This window comes from Amycolatopsis sp. CA-161197 (assembly GCF_050942255.1).
In the GTDB taxonomy this organism is placed as follows: Bacteria; Actinomycetota; Actinomycetes; order Mycobacteriales; family Pseudonocardiaceae; genus Amycolatopsis.
In genome coordinates this window covers 4,550,249-4,562,769 of sequence record NZ_CP192059.1, presented here as the reverse complement: position 1 = coordinate 4,562,769, position 12,521 = coordinate 4,550,249, and the positions used below count along the sequence as shown (strand labels likewise).

The 12,521-nt window shown below is 71.0% G+C and carries 13 protein-coding genes; 8 read left to right on the top strand and 5 right to left on the bottom strand.

What is annotated here, in order from left to right:
- Positions 1 to 25: 25 nt before the first annotated feature.
- The 3 genes from ACQPXB_RS21840 to ACQPXB_RS21830 form a co-directional block, all read right to left on the bottom strand.
- Positions 26 to 958 (bottom strand): LysR family transcriptional regulator, encoded by a 933-nt coding sequence (locus tag ACQPXB_RS21840; RefSeq protein WP_432855197.1) that lies wholly within the window; start codon positions 956 to 958, stop codon positions 26 to 28.
- A 107-nt stretch (positions 959 to 1,065) separates the two neighbouring features.
- A complete protein-coding gene (locus tag ACQPXB_RS21835) occupies positions 1,066 to 1,938 on the bottom strand; it encodes an alpha/beta hydrolase family protein (RefSeq protein ID WP_432855194.1) in 873 nt (290 codons plus the stop codon).
- The gene (locus ACQPXB_RS21830; RefSeq protein WP_432855191.1) at positions 1,938 to 2,459 is read right to left on the bottom strand and encodes a YiiD C-terminal domain-containing protein; all 522 of its coding nucleotides are present in this window, start codon (positions 2,457 to 2,459) and stop codon (positions 1,938 to 1,940) included. Before ACQPXB_RS21830 ends, ACQPXB_RS21835 begins: the two co-directional genes overlap by 1 nt.
- Positions 2,460 to 2,576: 117 nt before the next feature.
- On the opposite strand from ACQPXB_RS21830, the gene ACQPXB_RS21825 reads away from it, so the two are divergent.
- From ACQPXB_RS21825 to ACQPXB_RS21790, 8 genes are read left to right on the top strand one after another with little or no spacing between them, the layout of a single operon-like run.
- Complete coding sequence (locus ACQPXB_RS21825) at positions 2,577 to 3,578, top strand: acyl-CoA desaturase (RefSeq protein WP_432855189.1); 1,002 nt, start codon at positions 2,577 to 2,579, stop codon at positions 3,576 to 3,578.
- A gap of 11 nt (positions 3,579 to 3,589) precedes the next feature.
- Positions 3,590 to 3,850, top strand: coding sequence for an acyl carrier protein (locus tag ACQPXB_RS21820; protein ID WP_432855186.1), 261 nt, complete (start codon positions 3,590 to 3,592; stop codon positions 3,848 to 3,850).
- Positions 3,847 to 4,737 carry a class I SAM-dependent methyltransferase gene (locus ACQPXB_RS21815; RefSeq protein WP_432855183.1) on the top strand — a complete coding sequence of 297 codons (891 nt, stop codon included), beginning with the start codon at positions 3,847 to 3,849 and terminating at the stop codon, positions 4,735 to 4,737. Before ACQPXB_RS21820 ends, ACQPXB_RS21815 begins: the two co-directional genes overlap by 4 nt.
- On the top strand, positions 4,734 to 5,957 hold the full coding sequence (locus tag ACQPXB_RS21810; protein ID WP_432855180.1) for a cytochrome P450: 1,224 nt from the start codon (positions 4,734 to 4,736) through the stop codon (positions 5,955 to 5,957). The genes ACQPXB_RS21815 and ACQPXB_RS21810 overlap by 4 nt, the downstream gene beginning before the upstream one ends.
- Complete coding sequence (locus ACQPXB_RS21805; RefSeq protein WP_432855177.1) at positions 5,954 to 6,688, top strand: thioesterase II family protein; 735 nt, start codon at positions 5,954 to 5,956, stop codon at positions 6,686 to 6,688. Before ACQPXB_RS21810 ends, ACQPXB_RS21805 begins: the two co-directional genes overlap by 4 nt.
- A 2-nt stretch (positions 6,689 to 6,690) precedes the next feature.
- Positions 6,691 to 8,820, top strand: coding sequence for an AMP-binding protein (locus ACQPXB_RS21800; RefSeq protein WP_432855174.1), 2,130 nt, complete (start codon positions 6,691 to 6,693; stop codon positions 8,818 to 8,820).
- Between the two features lie 3 nt (positions 8,821 to 8,823).
- Positions 8,824 to 10,032: a cytochrome P450 gene (locus tag ACQPXB_RS21795; RefSeq protein ID WP_432855171.1), complete on the top strand. Its 1,209-nt coding sequence runs from the start codon at positions 8,824 to 8,826 to the stop codon at positions 10,030 to 10,032.
- Positions 10,033 to 10,061: 29 nt separating this feature from the next.
- Entirely contained in the window at positions 10,062 to 10,859 is a 798-nt protein-coding gene (locus ACQPXB_RS21790) for an alpha/beta fold hydrolase (RefSeq protein WP_432855168.1), read from the top strand.
- 3 nt (positions 10,860 to 10,862) lie between these two features.
- Here ACQPXB_RS21790 and ACQPXB_RS21785 read toward each other — a convergent pair whose 3' ends face one another.
- Both ACQPXB_RS21785 and ACQPXB_RS21780 read right to left on the bottom strand, forming a co-directional pair.
- Positions 10,863 to 11,798 (bottom strand): LysR family transcriptional regulator, encoded by a 936-nt coding sequence (locus tag ACQPXB_RS21785; RefSeq protein WP_432855165.1) that lies wholly within the window; start codon positions 11,796 to 11,798, stop codon positions 10,863 to 10,865.
- A gap of 382 nt (positions 11,799 to 12,180) precedes the next feature.
- Complete coding sequence (locus ACQPXB_RS21780; protein WP_432855162.1) at positions 12,181 to 12,507, bottom strand: hypothetical protein; 327 nt, start codon at positions 12,505 to 12,507, stop codon at positions 12,181 to 12,183.
- Between the last annotated feature and the right edge of the window lie 14 nt (positions 12,508 to 12,521).

Here is a 12,521-nt window from a genome sequence, read left to right as displayed (position 1 = left end):
CCGGTCAACGCGAAGGGCCCGGTTGTCATGACCTGATTGACTTGCGTAATGGCGGGCTGGAGAACGGACCGACGGCGTCGAGGCATTCCAGAAACGAATTCCGCAGCCGGCCGTCCTCGTCGTCACGCCACACCACGTAAAGGTCGACGGTGGGCACAGGATCGTAGAGCGGAACCGCGACCGTGCGCGCGCCGCCCGCGACGGCACCGGCCAGCATCGCACGCGAAATGGATGCGAAACCCACGAGTGATTTCGCCGTCACGAGAATTTCGGTCGTGGCCGGGTGGTCGATTTCGTGCACGACGTCGAGCCCGATGCCGGCTTCGTCGGCGGCGCGCACGATCGCGTCGTACATGGCCGGGCACAGGTCGCGTTCGAACAGCACGCACGGCTGGCCGGCCAGCTCCGCGAACGGCACGCCGGGGCGCCCCGCCCATTTGTGCTTCTGCCGCACCACGGCGACGAGCGACTGGCGCATCAGGCGCCGGTAGCGGAATTTCGCGGTGCCCGGGCGGCCGTAGACCAGTGCGACGTCGAGCGCGCCGCTTTCGAGCGCCTGCAGCTGCGGGCCGGTCCGCTTCTCCTCCAGCACCACGGCCACTTCGGGGAAGTCGGCCTGCATCTTCTCCATCACCGACGGCAGCACGTGCTGCGCTGCGGGGAAGTTGTAGCCGACGCGGATGGTGCCGGAGCGGCCGGCGGCCGCCTCGCGGGCGGACCGCCGGGCGTGCTCGACCTGGCGCACGAGCTCGCGCGCCTCGACCTCGAACGCCTGGCCCGCGCGGGTCAGGCGCACCTCGTGGGTCGTGCGCGCGACCAGCTCCACGCCGAGGGTGCGTTCGAGCCGTTGCAGCTGCTGGCTCAACGAGGGCTGGGTGAGGTGCAGCTTCAAGGCGGCGCGGCCGAAGTGCAGCTCGTCCGCGATCGCCAGGAAGGCCAGCACGTGCCGGTACTCCATCACCACCTCCGCACCCCGTGGTGATTCATCCTCGTCCGCCAAGACGAACGCGCCGTGAACGGACCTCGAACCCGGGCCGGGCGTGGCGAACCTCACCGGGACCGGCGTCAGGCGGGAGATTTTCCGGCCGTGATCCACGCCGCCACCGCCGGGCCGACGAGGTCGCTGTCCTTGATCCACGAGGCGTGCCCGAGGTGCTCGAGGCCCGAGGAGGAGTCGATGTGCCAGCGCGTCAGGTTCGTGGCGGACATCCGGCGACACAGGAACCGGACGGTGGACTCCGGGCCCAGCGGGTCGTTGTCCAGCGAAATCACCAGCCGCGGCAGGGAAAGCGCGCCGAGCAGCCGGTCGTAATCGCGGGAGCTACCGCGCGGCCGGTAGCGGCTGGTGCGCGCGTGACGCACCCAGTCGGCCATCACACCGCCGGTCATCGGGCCGATCCCGCCGCCACCGGGCCAGTTGCCCTTCAGCCGGCAGATCAAGCCGACCCACTGCGTCGTGGCCAGGATCGACAGCCGTCGCGCGGCGGGGAACGAGCGCCAGTACACGGAACCGGTCCCGATGGTCGTCACGCTCGCCACGCGGTCCGTTTCGGCCGCCGCGTAGAGCAACGCCAGCTGCCCGCCGACGCTGTGGCCGAACAAGTGCAGCGGCGACTGGGGAAACCGCGTCCGCACGGCCGACACCACACCCGGCAGGTCGACCTCGAGCAGCTCGCGGTAGCCGAAGCCGGGACCCTCGCCGAGCTTCGGACGGCTGTCGCCCTGCGCCCGCAGGTCGACCGTCGCCGCGGACAGGCCCGCGGCGTGCAGAGCCTTCACCAGCGGCAGGTAGAACTTCGCCTTGATCGCCATCGCGGGCAGGATCAACGCGACGGGCGCGGCGGGGTCGGGGTGCGCCAGCACGCGCAGGGCGAGACTCGCGCCGTCCGGCGTCGCGACGGTGATCTCCTCGAGCCCGGCGGGAGCCTCCGTCGGCATCACGCCTCCTGGACGAGGGTGACGACGTAGTCGAGCTGGACCTTGCCGACGAGCACGCCGGCCTCGTCGAACAGCAACGCGCGGCCGTCGACGTCCAGGCGCTGCTCGCCGACCGACGCCAGCACGGTCTCGACGTCGTTGCGGTCGATCGTGCCGACGGCGCGCAGGCGGCCGACCGCGGGCTTGCGGAAGGCGACACGCGAGTCGCGCAGCACGAACGAGCCGATGGCCGAAAGGCGCGTGGCCATCGCGCCGACGAACGCGCACGCGCCGGCGACGTCGGCGGCCAGGAACTGCGCGCCGGCGTGGACGGTGCCGAGGTGGTTGCCCAGGTGCGGTTCGGCGGGGACCTCCACGACGGCGCGGTCCGGGCCCAGCTCCGAGACCACGACGCCGGCGTGCGTGCCGAACGGGATGAGACGCGAGACGACGCGCTGCAGGAGGGCGTAGTCCGGGTTGTCGGGATCGATCGCGGCGAACACGGCTCCGAAGCCCGTGGGGGCCTTCAGCTCGGTTGTCATGGCCCCTAGTCCCCCACGGCGCGCGGCAATTCCGCGGCGCCATAACCAAAACCAATCGGCCGAATGCGGTCCCGTCTCACCGGGTCGCGCTTCAGCCGGTCGTGATTACCTCGGCCCGTGTCCGCAGAAGAAGTCACTCCCACTTCGGAGTCCGCCGAGTCCGGCAGCGGCAACAGGCCCCGCCGGAAAGTGCTGAGCAGCCCGTACCTGCACCGGCTGCAGCGCCGCCACTTTCTGCTTTTCGACATCCTCCCGATCGTCGGCACCGCGGGTGCGCTCGCTTTTCTCGCCGTGCACGCGATCCGGCTCACCGACATTGTCCTGCTGTTCGTGATGTGGTTGTTGACCGGTCTCGCGATCACCGTCGGATATCACCGGCTGTTCACGCACCGCACCTTCAAGGCCACGACTTCCGTGACGGTCGTGCTCGCCGTACTCGGTTCGATGGCCGGACAGGGTTCGGTGATCTCGTGGGTCGCGCTGCACCGCCGCCACCACGAGTGCAGCGACCGCGAAGGCGATCCCCACTCACCCAACCTTTCCGGCTCCGGGTTCAAGGGCCGGCTCAAGGGCCTCGCGCACTCGCACTTCCTGTGGATGCGCCGCCACGAGTACCCGAACATCGTCCACTACGCACCGGACCTGCTGAAGAACCAGCCGCTGGTCCGCGTCGCGCGCCTGTACTACTACTGGGTCGTGCTGGGCCTGCTGATCCCCGCGCTGATCGGCGGTCTCGTGACGATGAGCTGGACCGGCGCGGTGAGCGGCCTGCTGTGGGGCGGTCTCGTGCGGATCTTCCTGCTGGAGCACATCGTCTGGGCGATCAACTCCTTCCTGCACATGTTCGGCACCCGCCCGTACGAGTCGCGGGAGAACAGCCGCAACGGCGGCATCTTCGCCCTGATCACACTCGGCGAGGCGTGGCACAACAACCACCACGCGTTCCCGGACTCGCCTTCGTTCGGCCTCGACTGGTACCGGCTCGACCCAGGCTTCTGGCTGATCCGGCTGCTGGCCGCGTGCGGCCTCGTCTCCGAAGTCGAGGTGCCCACCTCAGAGCGCCGCGCCGCCAAGCGGCTGCCCTCGAACCCCACCCCCGCCACCGCGACCCGAGCGTGAGGACGACCGAAGTGGACACCAGCGAGGAAGCGATCCTCAAGTTCTGCCGCCGCTACGTGGCCGACCTGCTCGACATCGAAGTCGACGCCGTGGACCCCGAAGCGGACTTCGACCACCTCGGCATCGACTCCGCCATCGCCGTCGCGCTGCTGACGGAGGTCGAGGAGCACTACGACGTGGACGTGGCGCCCGAGACGCTGTTCGACAACCCGACCCTGCGCGCGGTCGCGGTGTACCTGCACGAGCAACTGCGCCAGCGCGTAGCGCCATGACTGTCTCGACGCCCGGAACCGTCCCGACCGCGGAGCTGGCGGCGGGCGCGATCCGCCACCACTACGACGTCGGCGACGAGTTCTACCGCCTGTGGCTGGACAGCTCGCTCACCTACTCGTGCGCGATGCGGGAAGACGCGGGCGACACGCTCGAAGCCGCCCAGGAACGCAAGCTCCAGTACCACCTCGACGCGATCGACGCGACGGACGCCGAAGCCGTGCTGGACATCGGCTGCGGCTGGGGCGCGCTGCTGCAGCGGCTCACCGGCCCGCACCGGGTCCGGCGCGCCGTCGGCCTGACGCTGAGCGAGCGGCAGGCCGCGTACGTCGCCGAGCAGGACCACCCCGGCGTCGAAGTGGAGCTGGAGAGCTGGACCGACTACGAGCCCGACACCCGGTTCGACGGGATCGTCTCCATCGGCGCCTTCGAGCACTTCGCGCGGCCCGACGACTCGCCGGAGGAGAAGACCGGCGTCTACCGCCACTTCTTCAGCCGCTGCCGCGACTGGCTCACGCCCGCCGGCGCGCTGTCGCTGCAGACCATCGCGTACGCCAACATGTCCCGCGACGACGCGAGCTGCTTCATGCAGCAGGAGATCTTCCCCGACGCGGACCTGCCCACGCTCGCGGAGATCACCGCCGCGGCCGAGGGCCTGTTCGAGGTCCGCTCGATGCACAACGCGCGGCTGGACTACGCGTGGACGTGCGAGCAGTGGGCCCGCCGCCTGCGCGCGCACCGCGAGGAAGCCGTCGCGCTGGTCGGGCCCGAGGTCGTGGCGCGTTACGAGCGGTACCTCAAGCTGTCGGCGCTCGGCTTCCGGATGGGCAAGATCGGCCTGCTCCGGCTCGTGCTGGTGCCGTACGCGAAGGGGCACTTCACGCGATGAGCGCGGCGGTCCGGTTCAACCCGCTGGGCGCGGCGTTCCGCGCCGACCCGTACCCGCAGTACCGGCAACTGCGCGAAACCCGGCCGGTGCACAAGACGCTCGGCATGTGGGTGGTGACGCGCCACGAGGACGTGCAGCGCGTACTGCGCGACCGCACGTTCAGCGCCGGCCTCATCCCGCAGCTCGTGACCAAACAGGCCGAGCGCGTGTCCGGCCTCGACGTGGCGCGGATCGAGCGACTGGGCCGCAAGTCACTGGTGTTCACCGACAATCCCGACCACGCGCGGCTTCGCGGCCTGGTGAACCGGGTGTTCACCGCGCAGGCGGTCGCGACGCTGCGGCCGCTCGTCGAGAAGGTCACCGGCGAATTGCTGGACCACGTCGTCGTCGCGGGCCGCACGGACGCGATCGCCGAGCTCGCGGCGCCGCTGCCGGTCACGGTCCTCTCGGAGTGGCTGGCCCTGCCGGACGAGCTGCGCGAGCACGTCGGCCGATGGACCCACGACATCCGGTTCCTGCTCGAACCCGGGCTCATGCGCGGCGACGACTTCGCGCGCGTGTGCGAGGTCGTCGAGAAGTTCGTGGCCGCGCTGGACGAAGTGCTCGCCGAGCGGCGGGCCCGTCCTGGCGACGACCTCGTGAGCCGCCTGCTGGCCGCTCGGACGGGCAGCGGCGACCGGCTGGCCGACGAGGAGCTGATCTTCGTCTGCGTGATGTGTTTCGTCGCCGGAAACGAGACCACGAAGTCGTTGGTCGGCAACGGATTGCTCGCACTGCTGCGGCACCCCGACCAGCTCGCATTGCTGCGCCGCCAACCGGAGCTGGTGCCCGCCGCTGTGCAGGAGATGCTGCGCTACGACTGTCCGCTGCAGCTCACCAAGCGCCTGGCCACACAGGACGTCGAGCTCGGCGACGCGGTGATCCACGCGGGTGACCAGGTGCTGCTGTGCCTCGGCGCGGCCAACCGCGACCCCGAGGTCTTCGACCGGCCGGACGAGTTCGACGTCACCCGCTCGGCCAAGGGGCACCTCGCGTTCGGCCACGGCATGCACGGCTGCCTCGGCGGCCTGCTCGCCGAAGTGCAGGCCGAGGTCGCGTTCGAGCAGCTGCTGCGGCGAACCGACGCGATCGCCTTGTACACCGGGGAAGTCGAGTACCAAGACCACAGTTTCATCGTCCGCGGGCTCCGCGGCCTGCCCATTTCGGTCGGCGCCCGATGACCGGCATCGCGAGCCTCCCGTGGCTGCGGTGGACGGGCACCCCGGCGGACACGCGCCTGATCTGCCTGCCGCACGCCGGTGCCGGAGCGGCGTCGTTCGCCCGCTGGCCCGAGCTGTTCCCGCCGGGTATCGCGCCGGTGCGGGTGCAGCTGCCGGGCCGGGAGGACGCGGCCGCGCAGCCACCGCTGCGCCGGCTGCCCGACGCCGTCGCCGGGCTGCTACCCCAGGTGCAGGCGCTGGGCGAGGGTCCGCTCGCGCTGTACGGGCACAGCATGGGCGCGCTGCTCGCGTTCGAGCTCGGCCGCGCCCTCGAAACCGCCGGCCAGGCGCCGGTGCACCTGTTCGTCTCCGGCCGCCGCGCACCGCACCTGGCGGCGCGCAAGGCGCCGATCCACGTCCTGCCCGACGACGAGTTCGCGCTCGCGCTGACCGAGCTGGGCATGGCCACGGCGACCCAGGCCAGCCCGGCCTTCCGCCGCTACGCGTTCCCGCTCATCAAGGCCGATCTCGCGCTGTCGGAGGAGTACCACCACGACCGGCGGCCGCGGCTGAGCTGCCCGATCACCGTGTTCGCCGGCACCGAGGACCCGATCGTCGACGCCGACCAGGTCACGGCCTGGCGCGTGGTGACGAGCGGGCCGTTCGCGACCCACTCGTTCCCCGGCGGGCACTTCTTCCACCAGCAGCACCGCGCCGAGATCGCGGCGCGGATCACCGAGGCCCTGGAGTGAGCGTGCTGCTTCCCGAAATCCTCACCGGCCGCGCGCAAACCCAGCCGGACCAGCGAGCCTACGTCTTCGTCAACGAGGACGGCGACGAGACCGCGGAGCTGACGTACGCCGCGCTGCACACGAAGGCGCTCGCCGTCGCGGCGGAGCTGTCGCGGCACTGCGCGCCCGCTGATCGCGCGCTGCTGCTGTTCCCGCAGTGCCTCGATTTCATCGTCGCCTACTTCGGCTGCCTGTACGCCGGTGTCGTCGCGGTGCCGGTCAACCCGCCACGGCGCAACCGGATCCAGGAAGCCACGCGCAGTATCGTGCGCGACTGCGAGCCGGCCGCGGCGTTGACGCTCGCCGGCACGGCCGAGCTGAAGTCCGCTGTGGACGCGATCTGCGGCGAGCTCGCCTGGATCGCCACCGACGAGCTGCCGGACGAACTGCCGGACGCGGACTTCACGCCGGTCGCGGTCACCGCGGACACCCTGGCGTTCCTCCAGTACACCTCGGGCTCGACCTCGAAGCCCAAGGGCGTGCTGGTCTCGCACGGCAACCTCGTGGCCAACCAGGCGATGATCCAGCACGGCTTCGGCCACGACGCCGAGTCCACCGTGGTCGGCTGGGCCCCGTTCTTCCACGACCAGGGCCTGATCGGCAACGTGCTGCAGCCGCTCTACGTCGGCATCACGAGCATCCTCATGTCCCCTAGCGCCTTCATCCGCCGTCCGGCGCTGTGGCTGTCGACGATCTCGCGCTACCGAGCACACACCAGCGGCGGCCCGAACTTCGCCTACGACGCGTGTGTCGCGCAGGCCGCGCGCGCCGGCGTGCCCGACGACCTCGACCTCTCGTCCTGGCGGATCGCCTTCAACGGCGCCGAGCCCATCCGGCCGGCGACCCTGCGCCGCTTCTCGGAGACCTTCGCCTCCGCCGGGTTCCGCGAATCGGCGTTCTACCCGTGTTACGGACTGGCCGAGGCGACGCTGATCGTCACCGGCAGCCGCAAGGGCCGGGGACCGCTCACGCTCTCGGCCGACGTCGACGAGCTCGCCCGCGGCAGCCTCGCCCCGAAGGCCGACGGCCGGGAGCTCGCCGGGTCCGGCACCGTCCTGCCCGGCGGCGACGTGCGGATCGTGGACCCCCAGACCCTCGAGCCGCGCGCGGCCGGGGAGGTCGGCGAGATCTGGGTGGCCGGCGACCACGTGACCCAGGGCTACTGGAAGCGCCCCGAGGCGACGGCCGAGACCTTCCCCGCGCGCCCGGACGGGCGATTCCTGCGCACCGGCGACCTCGGCGTGCTGTCCGGCGACGAGCTGTACGTGGTGGGCCGCATCAAGGACCTCGTCATCATCCGCGGCCGCAACCACTACCCGCACGACCTCGAGCACAGCGTCGAGTCGGCGCACACGGCGCTGCGGCCCGGGTCCGTCGCCGCGTTCACCGTGCCCGACGGCGAGGACGAGAAGCTGGTGATCGTCGCCGAGATCAAGCGCGACGAGCGCCACGACGCCGACCAGGGTGAGGTCACGGGCGCGATCCGCGCCGCAGTGCTGCGGGAGCACGACCTGACGATCGGCGTGCTCGTGCTCGTCCGCCACGGCGAGCTGCAGAAGACCAGCAGCGGCAAGATGATGCGGGCCGCGGCCCGGCGCCGTTATCTCACCGGGGATTTCGCCCGGTGGCCGCAGGAGAAGCGAGAGGACACAGCGATGACCGAACCGAACCCCGACTTCGCCCACGCTGTGAGCACCGTGGTGCTGAGCATGCCCGCGGCGAAGCACCTGGGCTTCACCTTCGGCCGGATCGAGCGCGGCGAGGTCGAGATCGTGCAGCCGTTCCGCGTGGAGCTCTCCCAGCACAACGGGTTCTTCCAGGGTGGCGTGCTCGGCTCGCTCGCGGACTTCGCCGCCGGTTCGGCCGCGGGCACGCTGCTGCCCGCCGACTGGGTGAACATGACGGTGGACTACACCGTGAAGCTCGTGGCCCCGGCCAAGGGCGACCAGGTGATCGCGCGCGGCCGGGTGGTCAAGGCGGGCCGCACGATGACGGTCGCCGCGGCCGACCTGTTCGCGTGCACCGGTGACGAGGAAACGCTCTGCGCGACGGCGCTGGTGACCATGCGCAACGTCCCGCTCCCGAAGGGCTGAGCCGTGACCGGCAGAGCGTACGTCTTCGACCTGTTCGCCGACGGGTTCGCCGACGACCCCTACCCGCACTACGCGGAGCTGCGCGCCACCGCGCCCGCGCACGAGCATCCGCTGGGCTTCTGGCTGCTGTCGCGCTACGACGACGTCGCGCGGATCCAGCGCGGGCACTCGGTCGACGAGCAGAACCTCACGACGCTGCCGGCGTGGAAGCGCGATTCGGACAAGCTGGGCAAGGCCAACCGCATGATGGGCGGCCTGTCGCTGCTCGACCGCGACCCGCCGGACCACACGCGGCTGCGCAAGCTCGTCACGAGCGTGTTCACGCGCCGGGCCGTCGAGGCGCTCGAACCGCGGATCACGGAGCTGGTCGACACCGCGCTGGACCGGATGGCGGCCGCCGGCCAAGCCGACGTCGTCGCGGAATTCGCCTTCCCGCTGCCGTTCACGGTGATCTCGGAGCTGCTCGGCATCCCCGCCGTCGAGCACGACCGGCTGCGCGAACTCACCGGGACGCTGGCGCTGGGCCTCGAGCCGCTGCCCAGCCTCGACCTGCAGGCGCGCACCCGCGCCGCGAGCAGCGAGCTGACGGCGATGATCGCCGACCTCGTCGGCTGGAAGCGCGCCCGCGGCGACGACGACCTGTTCACCGCGCTGCTCGCCGCCGAGGACAACGGCGACGTGCTCAGCGAGGACGAGCTGGTCGCGCAGGTCGCGTTCCTCTACGTTGCCGGACACGAGACCACCGTGAACCTCATCGCGGCCGGGCTCCTCGCGTTGCTGCGCCAGCCCGCGCAGTACGCGCTGCTGCGCCAGAACCCGGAGCTCGCGGCCAACGCCGTCGAGGAACTGCTGCGCTACGACACCCCGGTGCACCTGATGCGGCGCATCACGGTGGAGCCGGTGCCGGTGCGCGGGTCGGTGATCCCCGCCGGCAGCTGGGTGGTCGCGTGCCTGGCCGCGGCCAACCGCGACCCGGAGTTCTGGGGCGCCGACGCCGACGAGCTGCGGATCGACCGCGAGGGCGCGCACCAGAACGTGTCCTTCGGCGCGGGCGTGCACCACTGTCTCGGCGCCGCGCTGGCGCGGCTGGAAGCCCGGGTGGCGTTCGCGCGGTTTTCGCAGCGTTTCGCCGCGCCGCAGCTCGAAGGCGTGACGTGGAACGGCCGGATCAACGTCCGCGGCCCGGCCACGCTGCCGGTGACCGTGCGCTAGCAGAGAGAAGCTTCTCTAGGAGAAAAACGATGCCGACCTTCGAACGCGACGGCGCGACGATCGCCTACACCGACACCGGGGCGCCGGACGCGCCCGCGATCATGTTCGGCCACGGCCTGCTGTTCAGCGGCTGGATGTTCCACCCGCAGATCGAGGCCCTGCGTGCGCGCTACCGGTGCGTGACCATCGACTGGCGCGGCCAGGGCGAGAGCCCCGCCGCTCCCGGTGGTTACGACATGGACTCGCTGACCGCCGACGCCGCCGCCCTCATCCGGAAGCTCGGCCTCGGGCCGGTGCACTGGGTCGGGCTGTCGATGGGCGGGTTCGTCGGACTGCGCCTGGCCGCGCGGCACCCGGAGCTCGTGCGTTCGCTGGTCCTGCTCGACACCAGCGCCGCGGGTGAGGAACCAGCCAAAACGCGCCGGAACAACCTCCTCGCCCGCGTGCAGCAGCTGGTCGGCATCAAGGCGGTGCTGGGCCAGGTGAAACCGCTGCTGTTCGGCCCGGCCTTCCTCGCGGACCCGGCCGCGCGCGCAGCCGTCGACGAGTGGGTCCGCCAGGTCTCGAGCGTCGGCCGCGGTGGTCTGCGCCAGGCCGTGCTGGGCGTGAGCGGGCGCGCCGCGATGGCCGCCGAGCTCCCGGCGATCACAGCGCCCACGCTCGTCGTGGTCGGGGCCGACGACATCGCCACGCCGCCGGCCGAGTCCGAATTCCTCGCCGAGCACATCGCCGGCGCCGAGTTGCACGTCGTGCCCGACTGCGGCCACACGAGCAGCCTGGAGCAGCCCGCGGTGATCACCGGCCTGCTGGAGAAGTTCCTCGCCTGAGGCTCACGCGATGCGCGCCTCCGCCCGCGCGGGCGCCTGGAACGGCCCGACGGCCTCAAGACAGTCGAGGAACGCCGTGCGCGGGCCATGGGGCCCGTCGCCTTCGCGCCACACGACGTAGAGGTCGATCATCGGCACCGGGTCGTAGAGCTGGACCCACGTCGGGCGCACGCCCCCGGCGGTCCCGATGCCGAAGATGCCGCGCGACACCGACGCGAACCCGACCAGCGGCTTCACCGAGACGAGGATCCCCGTCGCCACGGGGTCGTCGACCACGTGCGCGACACTGAGCCGCACGCTCGCCCGCTCGGCCGCGGTCATGATCGCGTCGTACATCGCCGGACACTTCTCGCGGGAGAACAGGATGCACGCCTGCCGGGCGAGCTCGGCGAACGGGACGCCCGGCCGGCCCGCCCAGCGGTGCCCCTGGCCCACGATGGCGATCATCGGGAGGCTCAGCAGGTGCCGGTGGTGGAAATCGCTGGTGACCGGGTGTCCGTAGACGAGCGCGACGTCGAGCTCGCCCTCCTGGAGCGCGGCCAGCTGCGATCCGGTCCGCCGCTCCTCCAGCTTCACCGAAAGCTGCGGGTGCTGCGTGTGCATCATCGCCATCGTCGCCGGCAAGATATGCTGCCCGGCCGGGAAGTTGTACCCGACACGGACCGTTCCCGTCCGCCCCGCAGCGACCTCGCGGGCTGAGTCCGCCGCCTTCTGCGCCTGCGCCATGATCGCGCGGGCGTCCACCTCGAACGCCCGCCCGGCCGAGGTCAGCCGCACCTCGTGCGACGTCCGCTCCACGAGCTGGACCTCCAGCGTCCGCTCGAGCCGCTGCAGCTGCTGACTCAACGACGGTTGCGTCCGGTGCAACCGCGCCGCAGCCCGCCCGAAGTGCAACTCCTCGGCGACGGCGAGAAAGCCCTCCAGATGTCTGAACTCCATTTCCAGCCTCCGCACGGTTGTGGTCGCCAGCGTCGTCCACGCGTGAGAACGGGCGGTGAACCTTCGCTTCAGGCCGCAAGACGCCCGGATTAGATGCTGGTGCCACGGGCCGAGTCAGCGCGGGCGAAGTCTCCCCGGGGTGCGGCAATGCCACCGAAACATGGAGCTTATCCACAGTCGGCGACGGTGATTTCACTGTCCACAGTGGGAAGTTCGGGTGACTTCCTTGACTTCGCCGCCCTTGACCTCACGCCAACAGTAATTCGTCCACTGCGCACGCATTAGAAAAACGTCCAGGTTGAGGTCCCTTCCTGACGCCCGCAGAGCCAACGCGCGTGGTTGGAGCCGCAGTGCCCCAAGGCCCGCTGACCGTCGACCGCGGTCACGTGGAGCCCTGGTGCTCCCCGCCGGTGTCGAAGTGGCGGTCCAGGTACTCCTCCGGTGGCAAGGCGCTCTCGCGCAGCAGCGAGAACACCTCGCTGCCCGGCGCGAGTTCCGTCTCCCCGGTTGCGTAACCCTGGGCAAGACCAAGGTAGGTGACCCCGGTGTTCTCCGCGTACTCCCGGGCCTCCGACTCGCCGTGGGCGAGGGCCGTCTCAAGATCCCCCGCGCGCCACAGCGTGATCCGCTCCTCGTACGGCCGTTCGTCGGCCGCGGTCCATCGGAAGACGCAGCGCACCGCGAACCACTCGTTCATTTGTTCGGTCATGATCCCGTTCTTCC